General features: G+C 69.5%; 20 protein-coding genes. 10 read left to right on the top strand and 10 right to left on the bottom strand.

The genetic code is table 11. From position 1 onward, the window contains the following. Entirely contained in the window at nt 1-1,458 is a 1,458-nt protein-coding gene (locus tag ACPPVS_RS02635; protein WP_426594424.1) for an MFS transporter, read from the top strand. A gap of 24 nt (nt 1,459-1,482) precedes the next feature. Here the strand turns inward: ACPPVS_RS02635 and ACPPVS_RS02630 are convergent, their stop codons facing one another. The 4 genes from ACPPVS_RS02630 to ACPPVS_RS02615 form a co-directional block, all read right to left on the bottom strand. Beyond that, nucleotides 1,483-2,733, bottom strand: a complete 1,251-nt coding sequence (locus ACPPVS_RS02630) for an MFS transporter (RefSeq protein ID WP_426594423.1) — start codon at nt 2,731-2,733, stop codon at nt 1,483-1,485. Then, nucleotides 2,730-4,085 (bottom strand): GH1 family beta-glucosidase, encoded by a 1,356-nt coding sequence (locus tag ACPPVS_RS02625; RefSeq protein ID WP_426594421.1) that lies wholly within the window; start codon nt 4,083-4,085, stop codon nt 2,730-2,732. The genes ACPPVS_RS02630 and ACPPVS_RS02625 overlap by 4 nt, the downstream gene beginning before the upstream one ends. Nucleotides 4,086-4,179: 94 nt before the next feature. After that, entirely contained in the window at nt 4,180-6,321 is a 2,142-nt protein-coding gene (locus ACPPVS_RS02620) for a DEAD/DEAH box helicase (protein WP_426594420.1), read from the bottom strand. Between the two features lie 316 nt (nt 6,322-6,637). Then, complete coding sequence (locus tag ACPPVS_RS02615; protein ID WP_426594419.1) at nt 6,638-7,297, bottom strand: dihydrofolate reductase family protein; 660 nt, start codon at nt 7,295-7,297, stop codon at nt 6,638-6,640. A gap of 195 nt (nt 7,298-7,492) precedes the next feature. Here ACPPVS_RS02615 and ACPPVS_RS02610 point away from each other — a divergent pair, with 195 nt between their 5' ends. After that, nucleotides 7,493-8,122 carry a TetR/AcrR family transcriptional regulator gene (locus ACPPVS_RS02610; RefSeq protein ID WP_426594418.1) on the top strand — a complete coding sequence of 210 codons (630 nt, stop codon included), beginning with the start codon at nt 7,493-7,495 and terminating at the stop codon, nt 8,120-8,122. Nucleotides 8,123-8,152: 30 nt separating this feature from the next. Then, nucleotides 8,153-8,938, top strand: coding sequence for a maleylpyruvate isomerase family mycothiol-dependent enzyme (locus ACPPVS_RS02605; protein ID WP_426594417.1), 786 nt, complete (start codon nt 8,153-8,155; stop codon nt 8,936-8,938). A gap of 51 nt (nt 8,939-8,989) precedes the next feature. Here ACPPVS_RS02605 and ACPPVS_RS02600 read toward each other — a convergent pair whose 3' ends face one another. From ACPPVS_RS02600 to ACPPVS_RS02590, 3 genes are all read right to left on the bottom strand, one after another. After that, nucleotides 8,990-9,571: a methyltransferase family protein gene (locus ACPPVS_RS02600; protein ID WP_426594416.1), complete on the bottom strand. Its 582-nt coding sequence runs from the start codon at nt 9,569-9,571 to the stop codon at nt 8,990-8,992. A gap of 159 nt (nt 9,572-9,730) precedes the next feature. After that, complete coding sequence (locus ACPPVS_RS02595) at nt 9,731-11,404, bottom strand: ABC1 kinase family protein (protein WP_426594415.1); 1,674 nt, start codon at nt 11,402-11,404, stop codon at nt 9,731-9,733. 3 nt (nt 11,405-11,407) lie between these two features. Beyond that, the gene (locus ACPPVS_RS02590) at nt 11,408-11,923 is read right to left on the bottom strand and encodes a PadR family transcriptional regulator (RefSeq protein ID WP_426594414.1); all 516 of its coding nucleotides are present in this window, start codon (nt 11,921-11,923) and stop codon (nt 11,408-11,410) included. A 164-nt stretch (nt 11,924-12,087) separates the two neighbouring features. On the opposite strand from ACPPVS_RS02590, the gene ACPPVS_RS02585 reads away from it, so the two are divergent. After that, on the top strand, nt 12,088-12,846 hold the full coding sequence (locus tag ACPPVS_RS02585) for an alpha/beta hydrolase family protein (protein WP_426594413.1): 759 nt from the start codon (nt 12,088-12,090) through the stop codon (nt 12,844-12,846). A 51-nt stretch (nt 12,847-12,897) separates the two neighbouring features. On the opposite strand, the gene ACPPVS_RS02580 is transcribed toward ACPPVS_RS02585, so the two are convergent. Together ACPPVS_RS02580 and ACPPVS_RS02575 are read right to left on the bottom strand one after the other, a co-directional pair. Continuing rightward, nucleotides 12,898-13,299: a hypothetical protein gene (locus tag ACPPVS_RS02580; RefSeq protein ID WP_426594412.1), complete on the bottom strand. Its 402-nt coding sequence runs from the start codon at nt 13,297-13,299 to the stop codon at nt 12,898-12,900. Between the two features lie 26 nt (nt 13,300-13,325). After that, a complete protein-coding gene (locus ACPPVS_RS02575) occupies nt 13,326-13,697 on the bottom strand; it encodes a hypothetical protein (protein ID WP_426594411.1) in 372 nt (123 codons plus the stop codon). A gap of 153 nt (nt 13,698-13,850) precedes the next feature. Between ACPPVS_RS02575 and ACPPVS_RS02570 the strand changes: the two genes are divergently transcribed. The 4 genes from ACPPVS_RS02570 to ACPPVS_RS02555 all read left to right on the top strand — a co-directional run bounded on the left by ACPPVS_RS02570 (nt 13,851) and on the right by ACPPVS_RS02555 (nt 17,669). Further along, nucleotides 13,851-14,483, top strand: a complete 633-nt coding sequence (locus tag ACPPVS_RS02570; protein ID WP_426594410.1) for a hypothetical protein — start codon at nt 13,851-13,853, stop codon at nt 14,481-14,483. A gap of 10 nt (nt 14,484-14,493) precedes the next feature. Then, nucleotides 14,494-14,793: a transcriptional regulator gene (locus tag ACPPVS_RS02565; RefSeq protein WP_426594409.1), complete on the top strand. Its 300-nt coding sequence runs from the start codon at nt 14,494-14,496 to the stop codon at nt 14,791-14,793. Nucleotides 14,794-15,687: 894 nt separating this feature from the next. Further along, a complete protein-coding gene (locus ACPPVS_RS02560; protein WP_426594407.1) occupies nt 15,688-17,073 on the top strand; it encodes an RNA-directed DNA polymerase in 1,386 nt (461 codons plus the stop codon). Continuing rightward, nucleotides 17,070-17,669, top strand: a complete 600-nt coding sequence (locus ACPPVS_RS02555) for a hypothetical protein (RefSeq protein ID WP_426594406.1) — start codon at nt 17,070-17,072, stop codon at nt 17,667-17,669. Before ACPPVS_RS02560 ends, ACPPVS_RS02555 begins: the two co-directional genes overlap by 4 nt. Before the next feature lie 280 nt (nt 17,670-17,949). Here the strand turns inward: ACPPVS_RS02555 and ACPPVS_RS02550 are convergent, their stop codons facing one another. Next, nucleotides 17,950-18,720 carry a hypothetical protein gene (locus ACPPVS_RS02550; RefSeq protein ID WP_426594405.1) on the bottom strand — a complete coding sequence of 257 codons (771 nt, stop codon included), beginning with the start codon at nt 18,718-18,720 and terminating at the stop codon, nt 17,950-17,952. 434 nt (nt 18,721-19,154) lie between these two features. Between ACPPVS_RS02550 and ACPPVS_RS02545 the strand changes: the two genes are divergently transcribed. Beyond that, entirely contained in the window at nt 19,155-20,222 is a 1,068-nt protein-coding gene (locus ACPPVS_RS02545) for a DUF3592 domain-containing protein (RefSeq protein ID WP_426594404.1), read from the top strand. Between the two features lie 471 nt (nt 20,223-20,693). Beyond that, nucleotides 20,694-22,946, top strand: coding sequence for a MobF family relaxase (gene mobF, locus ACPPVS_RS02540; protein WP_426594403.1), 2,253 nt, complete (start codon nt 20,694-20,696; stop codon nt 22,944-22,946). The last annotated feature ends 600 nt before the right edge of the window (nt 22,947-23,546 follow it).

The following is a 23,546-nucleotide window of genomic DNA, read 5'->3' as shown; positions in this document are numbered from 1 at the left end:
ATGCCGCCCACCACCGTCAGCTCCCCCCGATCATTGCGCGAGGCCCGGGTCGCCCTGGCCGGACTCTCCGCCGTGTTCCTGTTCGAGATGCTCGACAACTCGATCCTGAACGTCGCGCTGCCCACGATCGGGCGCGAGCTGCACGCCTCGACCACCGGCCTGCAGTGGGTGACGGGCGCGTACGCGGTCACGTTCGGCGGGCTGATGCTCGCCTTCGGCGCGCTCGCCGACCGCGTCGGCCGGCGTCGGGTCATGCTCGTCGGACTGGTCCTGCTCGCGGTCGCGAGCCTCGCCACGGCCTTCGTCGACACCGCCGGGCAGCTCATCGCCGTCCGCGTCGCGATGGGCGTCGCGGCCGCGATGACCACGCCCGGGTCCATGGCACTGGCCTTCCGGCTCTTCGACGACGACGGCCTGCGGGTCCGGGCGCTCACGCTCATCACCACCGTGGGCCTGGTCGGTCTCGCCATCGGCCCGACCGTCGGCGGCCTCGCGCTGGCCGTCGTCCCGTGGCAGATCCTGCTGGTGGTCAACGTGCCGATCGCCGCGCTCGCGATCGTGGGCATCCGGTCCGGCATCGCCGCCGACGACCCCGCCGACCTGCACCGCGACCCCGCCGACATCCCCGGCGCCGTGCTGGGCACGGTCACGATCGTGCTCGCCCTGGTCGCACCGACGCTGTTCGTCGACGAGGGTGCCGGCTCCTGGCTCCCGTGGGCCGTCACGGCCGGGGCCTTTGTCGCGGCGCTGGCGTTCGTCCGGCGCGAGCGCTCGACGGCCCACCCGCTGCTCGACCTGGCGCTCGTCGCCCGACCCCTGGTGTCCAGCGGCCTGGCGTTCAAGGCCGCCGCGGGGCTGGCGACCGCCGGCCTCGGCTACCTGGTGACGCTGCAGCTGCAGCTCGCCTGGGGCTGGTCGCCCGCGCTGGCCGCCATCGGCATGCTCCCGCAGGTGATCGTCCTGGTCGCCGCCGGCCCGTTCATCGGCCCGTTCGTGCAGCGCGTCGGGCTGAGTCGCGCCGCGTGGCTCAGCTCCGTCGCGATCGTCGCCGGGCTGGCCGTCTACGCGCTGCTGGGCAGCCTCGGCTACGTCTGGGTCGCCGCGGCGCTGGTCCTCGTGTCGGCCGGGATGCGCGTGGTCGGAGTCGTCGCGGGCGTCAACGTGCTCAGCGGCCTGCCGGCGAACCGGACCACCATCGGCGCGGCCCTCACCGACACCGCGACCGAGGTCGCCTCGGGCGTCGGCATCGCCGTCACCGGCACCATCCTGGCCGCGCTGTTCACCGGCGACATCGCCCGGTCCGACTGGACCGCGCAGCAGAGCGCCCAGTTCCAGCAGGCGACCACCCTCGCAGGCCTCGTGCTCACCGCCGTCGCCGCCGTGCTCGTCGGCTGGGGGTTCGTCCGCGCCCGCCGCGCACCGGCGGCCGTCGACGAGGCGGTCCCGGCCGCCGTCTGAGGAAGCACCTCGTCGCCGATCTGGTCAGTCGAGCGACCTGATCCGGACCACGAGCACGGAACCGAGGACGCTCACGGCCGCGGCCAGGACGTAGAGGCCGACGTACCCGAGGCCGACGGCAAGGACGCCGGCCGCGAGCGCCGGCGCCAGCACCTGGGGCAGCGCGTTGGCGATGTTGATGACGCCGAGGTCCTTGCCGCGGTCGCGGGCGCCCGGCAGGACCTGGGTGATGAGCGCGAAGTCGACGGCGGTGTACGCGCCGAACCCGATGCCCTGGATCACGGCTGCCACGTAGGCCGCGGGGAGCGTGGGCACGAGCGCGAAGAGCAGGAGCGACGCGGCCGTGATCAGGCCGGACCAGATGACGAACACCTTGCGCCGGCCGACGCGGTCGGACCAGTAGCCGGCGCCCAGCGCGGTGAGCAGCGTGAACAGCCCGTACACGGCCGTGAGGGTGAACACGTTGTCCTCGGCGGCCTTGTCCGACAGGCCGACGTCGTCCTTCAGGTAGTAGAGCAGGTAGAGGATGAGGAACGCGTTGCCGAGGTTCATCAGGAAGCGCGTGAACCAGGCCCAGCCGAAGTCGGGGTGGAGCCGGGGCGAGACCCAGAAGCTCCGCCAGAACGCGCCCCACGCGAAGGGCGGTCGCAGCTCGGGCGGCAGGGGCACGTCGCGGGAGTCCAGCGCGTACGGGAGCGTCGTGACGAGCAGGACGACGGCGACCGTCAGGTAGCCCGCGGCGATGCTGCCGGTGGCGGCCGCGATGCCGGAGCCGACGACCACGCCGACGGTCTGCGCGATCGCGATGGCGCCGCCGACCGTGCCGCGGTCCTTGCCCGGCACCTGGTCCGGGACCGTCGCGGTGATCGCCGCGAGCATGGCGTTGAGCCCGGCCTGCGCGAGCGCCCACCCCGCCACCATGACCCACACCGTGTGGGCGTTCGCCAGCACCACCATCGCGACCACGCCACCCGCGGCACCGCCGACCACCCACGGCATCCGGCGGCCGACGCGCAGGGTCGTCCGGTCGGAGAACGCGCCCCAGACGGGGTTGAGCACCATCGAGACGGCAGCGCCGACACCGGTCACCAAGGCGAGCACGGCCTCCTTGTGGTCGGGCGAGATGGCTTCGGCCTGCTGCGCGAGGAGCACCTGGATCGGTCCGAAGAACCCCGACCAGAGCCCCACGCTCGCCAGGACGACCCACAGGACCCATCGGGTCGGGACGCGCTCCGTCGGCTCCGCGAGGGCGCGCGGGAGGGTCGGCGCGGTCACGCGGTGCCTGCGCGGTACGCGCGGACCACGTCGGCGTACCAGTCGAACGAACGCTTCGGGGTCCGCACGAGGGTGTCGAAGTCGACGTGCACCAGCCCGAACCGCTGCGTGTACCCGTCGGCCCACTCGAAGTTGTCCATGAGCGACCAGCAGTAGTAGCCCCGCACGTCGGCGCCGGCGGCGATGGCGTCCGCGACGGCGCGCAGGTGGGCGTCGAGGTAGTCGATCCGGGCCTGGTCGTCGACGACCCCGTCGTCGTCGGGACCCGTGTCGAAGGAGCAGCCGTTCTCCGTGAGGATGATCGGCGGCAGGCCGGGGTACCGGGCCGTGAAATCCGTCAGCAGCTCCGTGAGCCCCGCGGGGACGATCGGCCAGCCGAAGCCGGTGGTCGGGTAGCCGCCGACCTCACCGTTCTCGAACGGGACCGGCGAGCCCTCCGGCGCGGCCCGGACCCCGATCGGGTTGTAGTAGTTGAGGCCGTAGAAGTCGAGGGGCTGGGAGATCAGCGCGAGGTCCTCGGCCACCGGGCCCGGCATCGCTGCGGCGAGCTCGTCGGGGTAGCGGCCGAGCAGGACAGGGTCGGCGAACAGCCGGTTCCAGAGGGTGTCGACGAACGCCGCGGCCGCGGCGTCGGCCTCGCTGCCGCTGAGCGGCCACGCCGGCTGGTGGTTGGTGGCCGTGCCGATCTGCCCCGAGACCGACGCCGCGCGCAACGCCTGGACGGCGAGGCCGTGACCGAGCAGCAAGTGGTGCGCCACCGGGAGCGCGTCGAACAGCAGCCCCCGGGCGGGAGCCAGGTCGGTCAGGGCGTAGCCGTTCATCGTCACGACGTTCGGTTCGTTGACCGGGCACCAGTGCGCGACGCGGTCGCCGAGCCGGTCCGCGACGAGCGCGGCGTACTCCCCGAACCGCAGCGCCGTGTCACGGCTGAGCCAGCCTCCGCCGTCCTCGAGCGCCTGCGGCAGGTCCCAGTGGTAGAGCGTCGCCATCGGCTGGACACCGGCCTCGAGCAGCCCGTCGACGAGCCGGTCGTAGAACGCCAGCCCCGCCTCGTTGACCGGACCCGAGCCGGAGGGCTGCACCCGGGGCCACGCGATCGAGAACCGGTACCCGTCGGCACCGAGGCGCCGGATCAGCTCGAGATCCTCCGACCACCGGTGGTAGTGGTCGCACGCGACGTCGCCGGTGCTGCCGTCGACGATCCGACCGGGCTCGGCGGTGAACGTGTCCCAGATGCTGGGGCCCTTGCCGTCCGCCGTCGCCGCACCCTCGATCTGGTACGACGCCGTGCTCGTCCCGAACAGGAACCCGGGCGGCAGGCCGCCGACCGCGCGCTGGACTGTGCTGCTCACGTTTCCTACTCCCGCCGAAGCTCCGTTGCTCCTGGATGACACGGGTGCAGGGTAGGACCACCCGGGCCCCCCGACTCGCACCGGCGCGACGACTTCAGCCCACGCCCTCCGCGGCGAGCGCGTCGGTCAGCAACCCGACCAGCGCCTCCAGCTGAACGTCCAGCGACGACGAACCGTCCTCGTCGACGACGCCGTCCAGCGCGCGGGCGGCCAGCGCCGACTTGCTGTCGATCAGCTCGGCGATCTTGGAGTCGATGGTCTGCGCGGCGATGATCCGCCACGCGGTGACGGGCTCGGCCTGGCCGATCCGGTGGATGCGGTCGATGGCCTGCGTCTGCTCGGCGTCGGTCCAGGACAGCTCGGCCAGCACCAGGTTGGACGCGACCTGGAGGTTGATCCCCACGCCGGCGGCCATCAGGGAGCAGACGGCGATCTGCACGTCGGGATCGTCGACGAACGACGCGATGTTCTTGTTGCGGGTCCGGGTCGTCTGGTCGCCGCGGATCGAGGCGTACCGGATGCCGCGGTCGGCGAAGGTCTGCTCGGCCTGGTCCATCACGTCGACGTGCCGCGCGAAGAACACCACCTTGCCGACGTTGCGGGCCAGCTGCGCGGTGTAGTCGGCGGCCAGGCCGGCCTTGGCCTGACCGATCCGACGGACCATCGTGAACACGTTCTCGCCACCGGCCTGCGAGCTCGAGTCCTTGAGCTCCGCGGCCGCCACCCGGCGCACCAGGTCGACGTCGATCTCGTCGACGACCGCGCCGCCGCTGGTCAGGAACTCCACGGCGGACCGGTAGCGCCCGACAAGCCGTGCAGACAGTGCGGCCTCCGCAGCGCGGATCGAGCGACCCGCCGCACCGTCGAGCTCCACAGGAAGGTCCGCGACGCGGCGGGCGGGGATGTCGGCCACCACGTCGACCTTGCGACGACGCACGATGCCCATGTCGATGACGCTGGCGCGCGCGGCGGAGTAGAACTCCGGCTCGGCAGGGGTGAGCCCGGTCTCCTCGAGAGCCGTCATCAGGGAACCGACGGGCATCTTGTCGTCGATCCACCCGAGGAACTGCCAGATCGCCCGGAAGTCCTCGATGTCGTTGATCAGCGGGGTTCCGGTCAGCGCCATGAGCAGCGGCTTGGCAACGCGGGCGCGGATCTTCTCAGAGAGTGCCAGGACGTTCTGCGAGCGCTGGGAGGTCTTGTTCTTGATGAAGTGCGCCTCGTCGACGACCATCCCGCGGAAGCCGAAGTCGCCCAGCCAGCCGACGTGCCGGTCCAGGATCTCGTAGTTCACGATCACGACGTCCGCGAAGCCGTCGACCCGGTCGCCGTCGCCATGGACCACCGTGGACTGGCGGAACGGCGTCCACAGGCCCACCTCGTGCGCCCAGTTCGTCTTGACCACGTTGGGCACGACGACGAGCAGCGGGTACGCGTCGGCCGCCTGCGCGGCCAGCAGCGCCTGGGCCGTCTTGCCGAGCCCGGGCTCGTCCGCGAGCAGGAACGTGCGATGGCCGGCGGCGGTCGCCGTGACCACCTGGGCCTGGTGCGGCATCAGCTCGCGGCCCAGCGGGGTCCGCACCGGCCGAGCCTCCGGCAGCCGCATGCAGGCGGGCGAACCGTCGGCGCCCCGCTCGAAGGACCGGAACAGCGGTTCGAGCAGCTCCCAGCCCGCGAGCCGACGAGCCTTCGCCGCGCTCCGCTCGGCCGCGGCCTCGTAGTCCGGCGCGAGGAACGGGTTCGCGAGCCGGCGAGAGATGACCGACTGGGGCACCACCTGGGGCGCGGCGGAGAACACCGGCGCGACCGGCGCTGCGGGCGCGGGCTCCTCGGGCGGCTCCAGCCCGCCAGAACGCATCACGGTCGCCTTGTAGGCGCGCGCGGCCTCAGAGACCCGGGCATCGTCCGCGAGCAGCTCGAGCAGCGAGGTGTCCCGGGCGGCGGTCCGGGCCAGCATCGTCGCGACGCCGTCGAGCCGTCGCAGCTGTTCGTCGCGTCGCGCCACGCCGCCGGCCATCACCCTGGCCCGCTCCTCGCGCACCAGCAGCGCCACCACCTGGAACTTCGTGCGCATGGCCGGGCGGGTCGGCGGACGCTGCACCGCGCGGTCGACCTCGCGCGCGATCTCCGCGAGCACCGGGATGATCCCCTGCTCGCTCGGGCGCGGGGCGCGGTTGCCCTGGCCGCCGGGAGCGGTGCGCGCGCGACCGGAGCCGCGCTGCCCTGCTCGTGCCACATCTCCTCCTTCGCAGCATCCACACCCGACCACGGCACAGCGCGCCGCGGCACGACCGCCGCCGGGCGCCGGGCGTCCGGTCGGCGCGACAGGCCGCCCGCACCGGGCGCTGAGGCCGGGCACCGGGTCACTGCACCATGCCGCGCGTCGTCTGCGGCCCCTGCTCACGCCGATCGTCACACGCCGCCGGGCGCCGCCGTGAGCACCATGGGGAACGGGTCATGGCTCGGCGCGATCGCCGACGAGTCTGGAGCCTACAGCCGCAAGCTCCTCCCGGGTCGGCACCGGGCCCTCATGTTGCTCGGTCGACGCCGGGTTACCGCGCGTCGCGACGCGCGAACACGAGGTGGACGACACCGGACGGGGACGGCGTCGCCTCGATGTCGAAGCGCTCCTCGAGCCCCTCGAGGCCGTCCCAGAGCCGCTCGCCCCTGCCCAGGACGATCGGCACGAGGACGATGTGCATGCGATCGATCAGGTCGGCCTCGAGGAACTGTCGGACGGTGCTGACGCCGCCACCGATCCGGACGTCCAGGTCACCGGCCAGGGCGCGCGCCTGCTCGAGCGCCGAGGCGGGGTCGGCGTCGACGAAGTGGAAGGTGGTCCCGCCGTCCATCTCGAGCACCGGCCGGGGGTGGTGGGTCAGGACGACGACCGGGGTGTGGAAGACGGGGTCGTCGCCCCACCAGCCCTTCCACTCCTCGTCCGTCCACGGGCCGCGCTGGGGTCCGAACTTGTTGCGCCCCATGATCTCGACGCCGATCCCGGGCCCCCACCCGCTGGCGAAGGCCTCGTCGACGCCGAAGGACCCCTCCGACTCCCCGTGGATGCCCATCTCCCGGAAGGTGCGCGTCTCGAAGGCCCACTCCATCAGCCGCGACCCGGCGTGACCGAACGGCGCGTCGAGCTGCTGCCCCTCCCCGGTGCCGAACCCGTCGAGCGAGACCGAGAAGTTGTGCACGCGGACGTGGGACATGTCATCTCCTGACGGCTTTCCGAGGGGTCCCCGCGACGCACGGCGACGTCAGACGATGCTGCCACACGGCACCTGACCTGCACGGCGGCCGTGGACGACCACGGCCTGTGACAGGGCCCCGTCGCACCGCGGCCTGATCCCACGGTCACCGCGCCACCTCTAGACAAACTAAGAGTATTAGGAAAAACTTATGTCGTGAGGACACGGGTGGCGCAGCGGCGGGAGCGGACGCGCGCCGAGATCGTCGAGACGGCCCTCGACGTCATGGGCGAGCGAGGCGCGGCGGGGCTCAGCCTCGGCGAGGTGGCGAAGCGGCTCGGGATGCAGACCCCCAGCCTGTACGGCTACTACGCCTCCAAGGCGGCGTTGTGCGACGAGATGTTCGCCGGTGGCTGGCGCGACCTCAACGACGCCATGACCTCGCACCACGAGCGACTCCGACAGCTCACCAGCATCGATGAGCTGAAGGGCGAGATACACGCCGGCCTGGACGTCTACGTCCGGTGGGCGCTCGGGCATGCTCCGGTCGCGCAGCTCATGTTCTGGCGGCCGATCCCAGGGTGGCAGCCGGGGGCGGAGGCGTTCGCGCCGGCCGTCGAGGCGCTTACCTCGGTCACCTCCTCGCTGGCCGGCCTGCAGGCACGGGGCCTGCTGCGCGCCGAGGCCGACGTCGAGGAGATGACCAGCGCCCTCACGGTCCTTGCCTCCGGCGTCATCAGTCAGCAGCTGTCCAACGAGCCCACCGCATCGGTGAGCGACGGCAGGCACTCGCGGCATCTGGCCGCCTTGGCCGAGATGTTCCACCAGAGGTACGCCGCGCGGTAGGACCCGTAGCCGCCCAGGAGAGAAGGTCCGATGAGTGCCACGGTCGAGATGACGTCGCGAGCGGATGCCGTCGACGCCGCCACGGCGGAGCTGTCCGCGCTGATCGACGATGTGCGCGCGCTGACGTCCGAGGACTTCCGTAGCCCCACCGACTGCGCAGGCTGGACGGTGCGTGACGTCGTGGCACACCTCACCGGAGCGGCCGACGAAGCCGTCCATCCGATGGTCCTGGTGCGGCACATGGTCACTGCGCGCACCCGCTTGCGCGGGTCGGCGCTCGCGGATGCCCTGACCGCCCAACAGATCGCCGACCGCGCACCGACGTCGGACGACGAGGTCGTCGCGGAGCTCGTCGCACTGACGCCGAAGGCACCGGCGGCCCGAGCCAGGGTCCCCGGCCTCATCCGCCGCCGGGCGCTGCCGGACCCTGCCGCGCTGCCCGGCGACACTCTGGGATACCTGCTCGACGTCACCTACACCCGCGACGTGTGGATGCACCGGGTCGACATCGCTCGCGCCACGGGTCGCGCCATGCACGACAGCGGGGCGGAGGCGACGATCGTCGGCCAGCTGGTGCGCGACCTCCAGCGAGGCTGGAGCGGAGCACCGTTCCGACTCGTCCTGACCGGCCGCGTCGAAGGCACCTGGCGGGTGGGCGCAGCCGACGCGGCTCCGACGATCGCCGTGGACTGCGTGTCGCTGTTCCGGCTGCTGTCGGGCCGCTCGGACGAGACCGCACTCGTCGACGACGACTCCACCGAGCGCCAGCAGGCAACGGTCGCCCGTCAGCTGCGCGATCACCGGATCCTCTTCTAGTCCCGCTGGGTTGCGCCCGCGGGCTGAGCCGACCCCGCTCGGGTCAGCCGTTCACCAGATGAAGGGGACCAGTCGGGCGCGGTCCTTGGCGAAGTCGAGGTAGGCGTCGCCCAGGGTGTCGATCATGGCGCGCTCCTCTCGTCGGAGACGGGCGATCAGCGCCAGCAGGATCAGAACGAAGGAGGCGCAGACGCCTACCCAGTTGCCGAGCATCAGGCCGACGCCGACCAGGGCCGCGAGCAGCCCCGTGTAGCTGGGATGTCTCAGAAGTCGATAGGGCCCGCGACTGACGACCACCTGATCCGCCGAGGTCTGCACCACGATCGTGAAGTACCTGCCCAAGGTGGCGAACGACCACCACCGCAGGATCAGACCGAGCCATCCGACGACCGCGCCCAGGACGAAGACCCCGGCACCCTCGAGCACGGCCCCCGGCGCGAGGCTCGCACCCAGCGGCAGCATCAGGATGCCGGCGAAGAACACGACACGGAACGCGGCTTCGCCTCGCAGGTCCACGCGCGAGGCACCACGACGGCGCTTCACCGCCTGCGAGAACTCACCGACGATGAACGCCCCGACCGTGGTGCCGAACACCAGCCGAGCCCAGGCCGCCTGGTGGATGTACGCCGTCACACGGCGCAGTCTCCCAGCCGCTCCCGACTGCTGGCCCAAGGTGGGCATCCGCGCCACGTCAACCTCGTCGAACCAGTGGGGCCGCAGGTTGATGGATTCCACGACTGCGCACTCGCGTGGTGGCGCACCCCGGGGCTCTCGCCGACGGCCCGTCAGCGCCTACCGGCGCCGCGGTCCCCGCCGGAGCGCGCCGATCAACGGCAGCACGGACACGGCCATCAGCACCTTGGCCAACGTCGGCTCGGACGGGAAGAGCACCGCGCCGGCGAGCAGGAACGCCGCGAACACGATCGCCATGGGGATCCGCTGCACCGAGCGGTCCAGCTGGCGGACCCGCAGGTCGAGCAGCGGCGTCCTGACCGACAGGTCCCCGCGTTCGACGAGGGTCAGGATCCGGTCGGCGCGCGCCGGCAGGGCCAGCAGCGACTGCGCGATCTTGGTGCCCTCCGAGGTGACCGTCTTCCAGAGCCCACCCTCGTCCCCGGAGACCAGCTTGGTGGCGTACGGGGTGATCGAGGTCCACAGGTTGAACTCGGGGTTCAGCCCCGCGCACATCCCGGACAGGACCGCGAGCGTGCGCCCGAGCAGCAGGAGGTTCTCCGGCAGCTGGAACGGCATGCTCACCAGGAGCTCACGGAACTGCAGGCCGATGTCCCGCATCTCCTTCTGGCTGATGTTGCGCAGGTCGCTCATCGCCATGCCGCCGAAGCGGTCGAACACCTGGGCCACGGCCAGGTCCATGAGCTTGGTGTCGGCGGTGGGCAGCAGGACACCCATGGCGGTGAAGGCGTTGACCAGGCGGGCCGAGTCCTGGGTGCCCACCGCAATCAGCGCCTCGCGCAGCGACGTGCGGAGCGTGTCGGGCACCCGTCCCACCATGCCGAAGTCGATGAACGTCAGACGGAAACCCCCGGTCTTTCCCTCCAGCGGCTCCACGAAGAGGTTTCCCGGGTGCGGGTCGGCGTGGAAGACGCCGTCGTCGAAGATCTGCTGCAGGTACGTCTCGACCAGCTTCTCGGCCACCCTCGCGCGGTCGATGCCGGCGGCGGTGATCGCGTCGTAGTCGCCCAGGCGGATCGCCGACACGTCCTCGAGCGTCAGGACGCGCAGCCGGGAGTGTTCCCAGGCCACCCGCGGCACCAGCACCTGGTCGTCGTTCTCGAACACCCAGCGGAAATGCTCGGCGTTGCGCGCCTCGGCCGTGTAGTCGAGCTCCTCGAGCGTGGTCGTCGCGAACTCCTCGACGAGGGCCGGCACGTCGGCGCGGGAGCTGATCGGCTTGTACCGGGTCAGCCACCCGCCCACCCGTCGCAGGGCCGCCAGGTCGACGTCGACGATCTGGTCGATCTCCGGCCGCTGCACCTTCACGACGACCTGGGCGAAGCCGGTCTCGACGGCATCGGCGTCCCGGAGCACGGCTCGGTGCGCCTGTCCGAGGGACGCCGCTGCCAGCGGCGTCTCGTCGAAGCTCAGGAAGGCCTGCGCCAGCGTGCGGCCCAGCTCGGCCTCGGCGCGTTCCCGGATGTCGGCGAACGCGGCCGGCGGCACCTCATCCTGCAGCCCGGCCAGCTCGTCGGTGATCTCGGCCGGCAGCACGTCCAGGCGCGCCGAGAGGAACTGCCCGACCTTGATCATCAGGCCGCCCATCGACAGCGCCAGCGCCCGGAACCGAACCGCCGTGTGACGGTTACGGGTGCTCCGGTTGCCGTCCGACCACCGCCGCAGCCCGATCTTGGGCAGCACGATCTCCCAGAAGATGAACCGCGCCATCACCCCCGCGAAGAAGGTGACGATGCGTCGGTAGCGTGCGCGCAGTCGAGGGGACTCCGTCACGTCTCAGTCCTGGGCGAGCAGCGTGTAGACCTGCTTGCGCGCGGTGTTGAGGATCTCGATGGTCGACATGATCTGAGTCTTGTCGCCGGACCTGCCGATCTGCAGCACCGCCGCGGCCAGTCGCCCGCCGGCCTCGCGCAGCGCGCCGAAACCGCTCTGGTCCGAGCTCGCGGCCGCGACGTCCCACGGCGCCGGCTCGTCGGCCAGGTCGGCCACCGCCGCCGTGCCGGCGTCCGTCAGCGAGAAGACCTTCTTGCCTCCGGTCTCCTTGGCGACGACCAGGCCCTCGTCGGCCAGCAGCTGCAGGGTGGGGTAGACCGAGCCCGCGCTGGGGTTCCAGGTGCCGCCGCTGCGCGCGGAGATCTCCTGGATGATCTGGTAGCCGTGCATCGGCTCGTCGGCCAGCACCCGCAGCACGGCGGTGCGGATGTCCCCGCGACGCGCCCGCCCGGGCTGCCCGAACCCGGGTCCGGGGCCGCCCATGCCGAAGCCGGCAAACGTGCGCGCGAAGCTGCTCAAGTCAGGACCGAGCGGTCCCCTGCCGTGGTGGTGCATGTCAGCGTCCTCTCGTTCGTGATACGTAGCGACACATCGTTAACTATCGTACGCCTGCCCCAACGTCGTGGCCCCGCTAGCCTCGGCGCGACGGCGGTGATGGGCAGGCCGACAGGAGGGCACCCGACATGGCCGAACGGGTGTGGTTCACCAGCTCGACCGGGCCGCGGCTCGCGGGCCTCATCGACCACCCCCAGGGGCCGGTCCGGGGATGGGGCGTCTTCGCGCACGGGTTCACCATGGGCAAGGACTCGCCGGCGGCGAGCCGGATCTGCAAGCAGCTCGCGTCCGAGGGCATCGGCATGCTGCGCTTCGACAACCTCGGCCTCGGCGGCTCCGAGGGCGACTGGGGCGACGGATCGTTCTCGATCAAGGTCGCCGACACCGCACAAGCGGTCAGGTTCATGGAGGGCTCCGGCCGACCCATCCACCTGCTGGTGGGGCACTCGTTCGGCGGGTCCGCCGTCATCGCCACGGCGCACCTGGTCGACTCCGTGCGCGCCGTGGCGAGCATCGGCGCCCCGTACGACCCCGCGCACGTCGAGCACACCTACGACGCGCTCATCGAGCGGATCCTCCAGGACGGGGAGGCGCCGTTCCTCATCGGAGGGAAGGCGCTCACGCTGCGCCGGCACTTCATCGACGACGTACGCGCCGCGGATCTGCACGATCGGATCCGCACCCTGCGCAAGGCGCTGCTCGTCCTGCACTCGCCCACCGACAACACGGTGGGCATCGGCAACGCCAGCGACATCTTCCGGGCCGCGAGGCATCCCCGCAGCTTCGTGTCGCTGGAGGGAGCCGACCATCTCCTCACCCAGGGCACCCAGGCCCAGCGCGCTGCACGCATCATCAGCGCGTGGGCCGATCCTTATCTCGGCGGCTGACGACCGATCGCACGGCAGGCGTCATCGGCGCCTCGGCCGACCCGGTCCCGATCAGCTGTGCCGCAGCAGCCAGCGCCAGCGCGGCTGCTCGGTCACGACCCCGACCGCAACGAGGGCCGTGACGACGATCGCGGCGATCGTCGGCATCAGCAGCCAGCTCGCGACGACCGCGGCGGTGAACTCCATCAGCACGATGCCGATCGTCACGAAACCGGGGACCGGCACCGGCGGCCGTCCGTGGCCCCGGTCGCCGATCGTGCCGAAGATCGTCGGCACCCCGATGAGGACGACCACGCTCAGGACCGCGAGCACCACCGAATGACGGGACAACACCCACGGCGTGGCGATCCACGCCACCAGCTCCGTGGTGAACCGGAAGATCGACGACACGCGGTCGTTCGGCGCCGGGTCGGCCGCCGTGCGATCGTCTCCCGCAGTTTGCTGATCAGTCACTGCGGAAGATTGTCATACCCGGCGGGTTACGACGCGTTGAGCTGGTTCTGGTACTCCTGGGCCGAGGCCATGATCTCGTCCTCGGTGATGTACGAGTCGCCTTCTCGGAGGTACGGGCGATCTTCGTCGACGCCGTCGGAACACAGGACGTCGTTGTGCCAGTCATCGTCGTACGTCGGCACGTAGTGACATTCCCACAGGGCGACAGCCTGCGGTGCCGGCTCGACGGGCGGCGCTACCTCAGTGGGTTCGACCGCGACACGCCCTAGTGGTTCGTTGTCGCCCACCTCCGACGGGCCATCGAACCGGGAGTCGGTTCCACATCCGGCGGTCAGGAATGCGATGCACGTGGCCAGAACGAGGACCGTCAAGGACGTCGGGCCGGGTGTGCGGGTCACGCGTCCTCCCGGGCCGGTGCGAGCAGATGGCGGTCGCGAGCGTACCGAGACGGACCGGCTCGGCGGCAGCGGCCGTCCGGGTGGTTGGCAAGCCTTGACTTTGCGCCGCAAAGTAGTCTACTTTGCATCATAGAGTAGAGCGAGGTAGACATCATGACGCACACACCTCATGCTGCGGCGGACAACGGCGGTCCCTTCGATCCCTCACAGGCCGCCGCCCTGCTCGACAGGGCCACGCAGCAGGCACGCCGCCGGCTCGCGCCCAGCCCGCCATGGCTCCTGGAGACCCGAGCGCTGATGGTCCTGGCCGCCCTCGGCGCGGTCTGGCTCTCGGTGCGAGGACAGCACCCCTACCGTGGCCCCACGACCGCAGACATCCCCGTCCTGATCGCCTTCATCGTGGTCAACTTCGCCGCCACGGTCGCTGTGCGACACCGCGCGCTGACCGGCGTTCAGGGCAGGTCCCGACTTCGTCCGAGCGAGATCACCGTCGCCGCGCTGGCCTGGATCGCTGCGCCCGTGATGATCGTGGTGCTGGCCGCCGCCGGGGTGACCTACAGCGAGTACCCGACCACGGTCCTGATCATCCCCGGCCTGGCTTGGGCTGTCCTGATGGCGGCGCGGGCAGATTGGCGCGACTGTGCCAACGGGACCGCGGTCGTCGTGGTCGGTGTCGTCGGCTTGTTCGCGGGGCCCGCCGGGTCGTGGGCGGTCGCGGGCGTGGGCCTGTGCGCGGTGCTCCTCGGCCAGGCCGCCGTCGCCACCGCACGGCAGCAACGCCGATGACGGCGCGCCCATGAACGACAATGCACTCGACCCGCTGATCCACGTACCCACAAGGCTGAAGATCGTCGCGACGCTCGCGGCGCTGCCCGAAGGGGACACGATCTCGTTCACCCGGCTGCAGGACTTGATCGGCCTCACCCCCGGCAACCTGATCATCCACCTGCGCAAGCTCCAGGACGCCGACTACATCAGCAGCGAGAAGTCCAGGAACGGGACCGTATCTCTCACCACGGTCGCGCTCACCCCCTCCGGACGCCAGGCGCTCGACGACTACACCGCCACCCTGCGCGGCATCCTCGACGGCGTCTGAATCGCGGTTGACCACAGGCAAGGATCGGTCAGCAGCCTTCAACAAGGCCCCACGCTGTTGAAGGCTCCCGCACCGCAAATTCGTCGCCCGAACACGCTCCCCATGCGGCGAAACGGTTGCAACGATCTGCCTACGAGATTGAAAGCAGAGCAACCGCGCTCGGACATCCATCGCATCGACGGCATCATGTCGTCGAACTGTCTATCGATCGAGCAGCCAGGCGTGACGGTCCATCAAATGGCGTCAGCTCATCGCCCGGGCTTGCGAGTGCGGAGCCGGAGTGCCAGCGGGTGTCGCCGCGCCGACACCCGCTTTAGGAGTTCGACCCGGTAACCCTCGTAGCGCCGTGACCTGCAGAAACACATGCAAGTAGTTCAAGGATCGCGGCCGGTCCGACGCATCTGCTGACCACGTGCTGACCACGTGCTGACGTGAGCGACACGCGAACGGGTGTGCCGACCTCTGATTGCCGTTTGACCTGAACGGTCACCGTCCGCGGTGGGCAGGCTGCCACGCGGCTACCGGCGACCTGCTGGCAGGATTTCTCCATAGACACTTGCGGAGGTCTTGCCCGAGGCTCGATTGGCACCGTCGGCATCCACAACTCGATCGCGACCATCAACATTGCCTGACAAGGAACCGCGCGTACGGCAGGCTCGCAACATGATGTCGCGTCCGCCCATGCAACAGCTCGACCTGTTGCCGGCAACCGAGCAGGAACTTCTATCGAAGTACCGGCTAATGCCTCGCAGGTGGGATCACGCCGCACTCGCGCGGCACGCACCTCAGGTAGAACGGTGGCTGCGTCCGCGACTGCGCCGCGGCGACGCGGGATCGCGTGCCGGCACACTGTTTGCGGACAAGGGTTGGCGGGGCGCCCGACCACTGAGCGTCATGACGCTTGAGGACCGGGTCCTGTACCGCGCTCTTGTGACGGCGCTCGCTGGTTCCTTGCCAGCGCACCTGTCATCCCGACCACGTATAGCTGATTTCCACCGCGCACCACTAGACGTGCCCGACGTAGCGTACGTTACAAAGACTGATGTGACTTCATATTACGAGTTCGTCGATCACGACATTCTCGCAGAGCAACTGATCGCGCAGACAGGGGACGAGGTTGTAGTCAATAGCCTCGTTGAACTTCTGTCGGCCATGATGGGGCGTGGCGTCGGTTTGCCTCAGGTCCACGCATCAAGCGACATTCTCGGGGACACGTATATCGATCCAGTACGCCGCCGCATGCGACGAAGCGGAGTCGAGACCTTCACATACGCCGATGACTTTAGGATCGCTACTTCCAGCCTCGGGGGCGCCCGCAAAGCGGTCGAGCTCTGCGCAAGTGAAGCTAGAGCGATAGGACTGGTCCTCAACGAGCGGAAGACCTACACGTACGGCGCCGATAACTACCGGTCGTCTCTCACATCATTTGCGGACGCCGAGGAGCGACTCTTCGTCGACTCTGACCACTCCGCAATCGACCTTTCTCTTCTCCTGGAGTCGGATTACACGGAAGACGACGAAATCTTCGAGGTCGCGGAAGATGACGCAACCTTCGAGATCGCGGAAGATGGCGCAACCACGACTCTCGGCCCCACGCCCCTTGCCGGAGAAATCGACGACGACGACGCAATAGCCAACGACAGCGAGGCACTAGATGCGTTGAACGAGGCGGCTCGTGCTCGAGCCGCGGCACGGGCGTGGCAACTCTGGCTTGAGGAGGACGAATCTGAGGAGGCACAATCCCGTCGAACGGCGGCGATCACTCAATCGCTACTGGGCCGAGCACTGCCGATGCTTGGCCGAGCTGGAGACACAGGACCGCTCCACAACCTCGAGCCACTCATCAGATTCGAGCCGGCGCTGACACCCCAGATTGCGGCCTATCTTGAGTCCTACGCGCAAATTGGAACCTCAGAGCGGGCCAGCGTGCGAAGTGCGTTGGACGAGATCGCCGGCCATGAGCTGCTAAGCAACTGGCAGGCGCTGTGGCTCGTTGATGCGGCGGGATCGGTTCGGGGGTCTCGCCCAAGCCGACGCCATCTCGAGTGGCTGTCCGAGTGTGTCGTCTCGGGGTCCGACGCAGTTGCGGCAACGGCCGCCGCATCCCTGGGCCGGCTCCAGCGAGGCGATGGACACTTGATCAAGGAGCGACTGGATCGTTTAGGCGAAGAGTGGCGCCAACTCGCTCTTTGGGGACTGGGCCAGCTGGAGATCGGTCTAGCACGCGATGCCGCCGAGCACGAACTTGATCGAATTCTCCTCACCCCGGAGACAACGTGACTGCGACGACCATCACCGAACGTGCTGAGGCAGCGTGCAACCTCCTATTTCGAACCCTCGGCGCTCATCGCGTCATCGTCGCGGGGATCTCTCCTCGCCCCACCAGGCGACGCCTGTTGGGCACGGACGACGACAGGGAACAGATTCAGTGCCAGGCGACGTTACTGCGCCTGGTATCGATTACGGAGTCTTTCTGCGCCGACCGGCTGGTTGACGAAGTGGAATTGGTCATGAACCCGTCGCGCGGAGCCGCGGTCCTCAAGGTCTGGCAAGAGGCCGTGGTAAAAGCCACTTCCAAATGGGATGAGCAAAAGCGTTCCTACCGCGATTGGCTCGGTGTCGAAATGGCGTGGAATAAGGTCGAGGTCCTCGCCGACGCTCGGAACTCAGTCGCTCACGGCTTGGGGTCGCTGACTCGTCAACAACTGCTCAGAGAGCGCAGCATCCGGGACCGACTGAAGGGCGCCGGGATGTCATTTGCGGGCAACCGGATTGTTCTTACGGACGGAGCACTCGAGGCCGCAGCCCGAGCGTGCCGCGATCACATAGTGACCCTAGACTTGGCGGTGCAGAATCGACCGGCAGAGTTTAGGTAGAGAGCGACTGAGACGGCGCCCCGACCACGTCCGCGCCCTCGACGCTCGGGTCGTCGACCCAGCGATGATGTGTCCTGGTCCAGAACCGAGTCAGGCGGCCCGCGCTCTACGAATCTCGGTCCAGCCCGACCGGGCGGTAGGCACTCTCGCGTGATCGCGTGATCGCGTGATCGCGTGATCGCGTGATCGCGTGATCGCAGTGTTCACCACGAGGTTGCAGATGATTGCGGGAACCAAGGGATTCGGGAAGATCTCACTCCCAACAACGTCCATCTCGCGCTCAGTCGACCGCAAGTAGCGCGCCAGCAGATCGGACGGCCGGGTTCAAGACCTCGTTCCACATAGCTACGAGCACCGCGACATGCTGCTGGGCCGTGAGGCCGTCGGAGGTCGCAGTCTGGTAGTCGCCCGCCGAGTCGGTCCACCCGTAGACCACCTTTCGATCGCCGTGAAGGGCCGACGGCCAACGCCGACGGTGCACGTACCCGTCGCGCACCGCCTTCGCCCACTCAAGCAGCTCGTGCTTGCCGAGTGCCTCAAACTCGATCCACTCGGGCCTAGCTTCGAAATGGCTGCGCGACCGGTCAAAGAAGTTCTGCGTAAAGCTCGGCATCCTCAGCTCGCCGCGGCGAGTTGAGGCTATTGGCAGGCCGGCTGCTAGGTGCATGAGCGTTGCGATGCGGTCAAGACAGGAAATCTGGCGCACCAACGACGAATCGAGGAGCTGTCCAGCGAACCACCGACTCAGGTGCCGTTCCGCGCCCATCGACTCGTGGAGTCGATCTGCGAGCGCGCTCGGAGGAAGCGTGCGCGGTACGTACGGCAAGAGGAGGGCGACGACGGACGCCGGCATCCCCGCCGAATGGGGCCAGTCCTGCGGAGCCACTAGGCGGGCTGCTTCCTCCGGGCACCGCTCACTGAAGTCAGCGAGGAGCATCACGGCCGCACCGACACTGAACCGAACCTCCTCCATTAGTCTCCCAAGGTCGACTACGCACTCGGCGTAGTAGTCCTGCTCAGCGGCGCCGAAAGCGCCGTTGTCGTCTGACATCGAGCGAACTAGAACATCCGTCAATGGTTCGAGACTCAGCTCGCCGAGGTCACTCGACCAGACCTCATCACCGCGCTCTCTCGCGGATGCGGATAGACCCCACACTGGCCAATCGCTTCGATCCATATCGCAAGTCTGACTGCTCCCGGCGACCGGCAGGCGAGTTAGGCCATGCCCGTCGCAGGTACGTCCAGCCGGGCAGAGCATGGTCCGCATGCAAGGCGCACCCACGCATCCAAACTGTCAGATTGGATCGTCCCGAAACGAGCAGGAGCGTTGCGACTTTTCGTGATCGGATCGCAACGACCCCAAGCCCATCACGCGAGCCATCGAGCACGGCGTGCAAGAAGAGTCGTCGGTCGTAGTGCTCGCGGCTCAGGGCACGGGCACTACGACCGGTCAAGGAGCCTGTTGGCTTGCGGGACTATGTGCACGTGAGTACCAGTGACGGGCCGAGGCGCGAGTCGTCGGGCGATGCCACTCCCCTGCCGATTATCTGGCGTGTCGGTCGAGCCGGACTGATCGCCAGCCGGATAGGTGTCGCGCTCGGCACCCTGGCTCTCGTCGCGGTCGCCACCTGGGTGCTCATATGGCCCGACGCCGATAGATTCGCCGCCGCGCTTGTCGGGGTATTCAGCGCCTTCGTCGTCGTGGCGTTGTGGCGTGTCGGGATCCACCCGCGCCTCACCGCGAGCGACATCGGCCTGAGCATCCAAAACCCGTTCGAGGGCGTCACCGTGCCTTGGAACGATGTGGTCGAGACGACGGCGGGTTTCGACGGGATCACCGTTACTCGGCTCAGCGCTCCCCCGACGACGATCTGGGCGGTCCAGAAGGCCAACTTCAGTTCGTGGCGAGGTGCACGAACCCGTGCGGACGAAGTTGCCGCGACGCTCCAGAACCTCGCCGCTACGCATGGCGCGACGGATGCTGGAGCGCGCCCGATCGCCCGAAGGGGGATCGGGCCATACGACGCTGTCCGCGCCCCATTGCGCTTCCCGTGGCGTATGACCCGGGTCGAGGCTGCGGTCATCGGCTTCCTCCGCCACTCGTCGTCTCCGCTGCTCGGTGCCGCGACGGCGGCGTTGTTCGGGGGCATCGCCGTGATGCTCCTGGGTTTGACGGCCAGTGGGCAGTGGGACGCCCACGTCCTGCGGGAACGTGGGGTTGTCGTCGAAGGAAGGGTGCTCGACGTGCCGGGGCAAGTGAAGGTCACCTGGCCGGGCATCGCGCCTGAAGCGAAGTTCCTCGATGGCGGCAAGAGGGCCGCGGACGTGTACCCCGTCGGATCTGTCGTTGACGTGCTGACGGACCCTCAGAAGCCCGGGAGGGCACGCCTGGTCGCCTTCACGCCGGGCAATCGCGAAACCGCCGGACAGATTGCACTTGCTCTTGGTGGTCTGTTCCTGGCCGTCGCCTATGCGAAGTGGTCGCGATGGCTTGCAGTCGCTCGCCGGAGCGCACCGCCAGACCCGAGTGGGCGGCACGCTCGCGCTGACTAGCTGCCACGACCGCGACGACTGGCGCCCCCCAACTCGGCGCATCAGTTCCGCCGGCGGGACTTGGGGGCCGGGAGCGCCTTTCGACAGCTTTCGCACGGGCGCTCGAGCTCGAACTTTGTGCGGACCTCGCGTGTTACACACCCTCTGGCACACCTACACCTAGGAGCACTCGCCGCTGGGGCCGCTCCGAGGAGGTGTCGCCGTGGGGGTGTCGATTCAGCTGCCGGTCCGAGGACTGGTGCGCGCCCCCAACGACGCCCGTCACCCCTTCGGGCCCGACGAATCCGGGTTGGGCGTCGCGTCTTCTCGGTGTTCGTCGACACCTGCTCGTAGCAGCACACGCAGATGGTGCTGCTGGGTGGGGGTGGTGTCGATGCGCGACGTCGCGTGTTGTGTGCGCAATCGCGCACCTCTCCCCAGAAGGACGTGCCGTGAGTGCCGTCGGGTGGGGGTCTCGACGTGGTGATGTCGATGCACAAGCTGACGGTCGGCGACGGGTACGCGTACCTGACCCGGCACGTCGCTGCCGGTGACGCCGGCCTGTCCGCTGGCGACTCGCTGACCGCGTACTACGAGCAGACCGGCAACCCCGCCGGCCGGTGGCTCGGGACCGGGCTGCGCGGGCTCGGCGACGGACGTCTGCCGGTCGGGAGCGTCGTGTCCGAGGCGGCGATGACGCGGCTGTTCCGCGATGGCTGCGATCCGGTCAGCGGCGCGTCCCTCGGAACGCCGTATCGCAAGGCTCCCTCGGGCGAGGGTCGGCATGCGGTGGCGGGCTTCGACCTGACGTTCACGGCTCCGAAGTCGGTGTCCGTGGTGTGGGGTCTGGCCGACGACGCGACCCGCGCGAAGCTGTACGAAGCCCACCGCGCGGCGTTGGCGACCGCGTTGCAGTTCCTCGAGCACTCTGTGATCCGGACGCGGGTCGGTGCGGCCGGGTGCCGGCAGGTCCGCACCCGCGGGATGGTCGCTGCCGGGTTCGATCACTGGGACTCCCGGGCCGGCGACCCGAACCTGCACACCCACGTCGTCGTCGCGAACAAGGTCCAGGGTCTCGACGAGGTGTGGCGGTCCGTTGACGGTCGCACGCTCCACGCCGCGACGGTGACGGTCTCCGAGCTGTACGACGTGCTGCTTGCCGACGAGGTCACCCGTCGACTCGGCACCACGTGGTCGCTGCGGGACCGGGGTGAGAGGCGCAACCAAGCCTTCGAGCTCGACGGCGTCGGCGAGGACCTGCTCACGGAGTTCTCGACGCGCTCGGAGCAGATCCACTGCGCCGAACAGCGCTGGGCGGACGAGTTCACGCAACGGCAAGGGCGGGCACCCTCACGCACGGAGACCACCCGGGCGCGGCAGTACCTCACCCGCGAGACCCGCCCTCCCAAGGTCGTGCACGCCCTGCGGGACCTGCTGGCGGACTGGGCCAACCGTGCCCGCACACTGACCGGGCGGGAGCCGGTCGACCTGGCCTCCCGCGCCCTGACCGGCACCTACGGCCGCCCCTTGCACGCCGACGACGTCGGGCCCGAGGTCCGGGCAGCCATTGCCGCGCAGGTCGTCGAGGATGTCTCGACGCGGCGGTCGGTCTGGTCGACGTGGAACCTCGGCGCGGCGGCGGTGCGCTCATCGATGGTGCTGCGCATGGCCACCCCGCAGGACCGGCTCGCCCTCACCAACGGCCTCGTGGCGCTGGCCAGCGCCGGCTGTGTCCGCCTCGACGACGAGCCCGACCCCGAGCGGCGTCGCGTCGGGGAGGAGACCTACACCTCGCTCGAGCTGTTGGAGGCCGAACGCACGGTCGTGGACGCCGCCGAGACCACCATGGGGATCGGGGTGTCCGTGGTCGCCGGGCGGGTGGCGGACCGGCAAATGGCCCACCTCGCCGACGACCAGCGCGCTGCAGCCAAGGCCGTCGTCCTGTCTGCGCGCCGCCTGGACGTGATCGTCGGACCGGCCGGGTCAGGCAAAACCACCACCCTGAGCGCGCTTGCCGACACGTGGCGCCAGACCCGCGGCAACGTCGTCGGTCTCGCACCTTCGGCCAACGCGGCCGCGACCCTGTCCGCGGCGTTGGGGGTGCGGTGTGAGACCGCCGCGAAGTGGGTCTTCGAGTCCAGCGGTAACGGAGCGATGACGCGCGCGTTGCGCTACGAGGACGAGATGACTGTTCTGGACGCCCCCGGAGGCAGCTATTGGGACAAGCAGGCCGCCAACCAGCGCCGCCATGCCCTGGCCCTCGAGCAGGACCGGTGGGTGTTCCGACGTGGGGATCTGGTCATCGTCGACGAAGCGTCCATGGCCGACACCCGCACCCTGGCCGAACTCGTCCGTCAGGCATCCCCCGCGGAGGCGAAGGTGCTGCTCGTCGGGGACCACCTGCAACGCGGCGCCGTCGACGCCGGCGGCATGTTCGGGATGCTCGCTCGTCGCGGCCCCACCGCGGAACTGCGGTCCTTGTGGCGGTTCAGTGAGCCGTGGGAGGCGCGCGCGACCCTCGAAACTGCGGCACCGCCAACCCGCCGCCCTGGACGCCTACATCCGCTACGAACGGGTCAGCCACGGGCCACACGACGACATGCTCGACGACGCCATCGACGCGGCCACCACCGCGACCGCCGAAGGCCGGGTCGCGCTGCTCGCGGCGGCGGACCGGCGCACCGTCAACGAGCTGAACGCCCGCACCCGCGCCGAACGCATCCGCACCGGCCAGATCCACCCTGACGGCATCACCCTTGCCGACGGGCTCACGGGCGGCGTCGGGGACGTCGTCACGACCCGCCGCAACAACCGGCGCCTGCACACGGCCGACGGCTTCGTCCGCAACGGCGACCTCTGGCAGATCACAGCGACCCTGCCCGATGGCGGCCTACGCGTGCGCCCGATCCACGACCCCGATGGCCCGACGCTGCGCCTCCCCGCCGACTACGTGACCGAGTCCGTCGAGCTCGGGTACGCCACGACCACTGCCCGCAGCCAGGGCATGACCGTCGACGAGACCCACACGGTCATCACCGCCGGCATGGGCCGTGAAGACCTCTACGTCGCCCTGACCCGGGGCCGGCACCTGAACCGGATGTACGTCGCCACCGACCGCCCCGACCCCGACTGCCTACCCTCCGGCGACACCGAGAACCCGCGCCGGATCCTCGAGCAGATCCTAGCCACCAGCCACGCCGAGACCTCCGCCACCGAGACCTGGGCCGCCCACCACCCCGAGACCCCGGAACCGCCGCTCCCGGCCCGTCGTCCACAGCCCCCAGCCATCCCGCCGCTTCGTCCACAGATGACGCGGACCCCCTTGACCCCACCGCCCAGCCGAGT

Source organism: Cellulomonas sp. McL0617, assembly GCF_049994875.1.
Taxonomy (GTDB): Bacteria; Actinomycetota; Actinomycetes; order Actinomycetales; family Cellulomonadaceae; genus Cellulomonas.
This window is presented reverse-complemented; position numbering and strand designations above follow the sequence as displayed.

What these genes read in the sequence shown, in the direction of transcription:
- ACPPVS_RS02635 (WP_426594424.1), top strand. Translation starts at nt 1, where the DNA reads ATGCCGCCCACCACCGTCAGCTCCCCCCGATCATTGCGCGAGGCCCGG.
- ACPPVS_RS02615 (WP_426594419.1), bottom strand. Translation starts at nt 7,297, where the DNA reads ATGTCCCACGTCCGCGTGCACAACTTCTCGGTCTCGCTCGACGGGTTC.
- ACPPVS_RS02605 (WP_426594417.1), top strand. Translation starts at nt 8,153, where the DNA reads ATGAGTGCCACGGTCGAGATGACGTCGCGAGCGGATGCCGTCGACGCC.
- ACPPVS_RS02585 (WP_426594413.1), top strand. Translation starts at nt 12,088, where the DNA reads ATGGCCGAACGGGTGTGGTTCACCAGCTCGACCGGGCCGCGGCTCGCG.
- ACPPVS_RS02570 (WP_426594410.1), top strand. Translation starts at nt 13,851, where the DNA reads ATGACGCACACACCTCATGCTGCGGCGGACAACGGCGGTCCCTTCGAT.
- ACPPVS_RS02565 (WP_426594409.1), top strand. Translation starts at nt 14,494, where the DNA reads ATGAACGACAATGCACTCGACCCGCTGATCCACGTACCCACAAGGCTG.
- ACPPVS_RS02560 (WP_426594407.1), top strand. Translation starts at nt 15,688, where the DNA reads ATGACGCTTGAGGACCGGGTCCTGTACCGCGCTCTTGTGACGGCGCTC.
- ACPPVS_RS02550 (WP_426594405.1), bottom strand. Translation starts at nt 18,720, where the DNA reads ATGTCAGACGACAACGGCGCTTTCGGCGCCGCTGAGCAGGACTACTAC.
- mobF (WP_426594403.1), top strand. Translation starts at nt 20,694, where the DNA reads ATGCACAAGCTGACGGTCGGCGACGGGTACGCGTACCTGACCCGGCAC.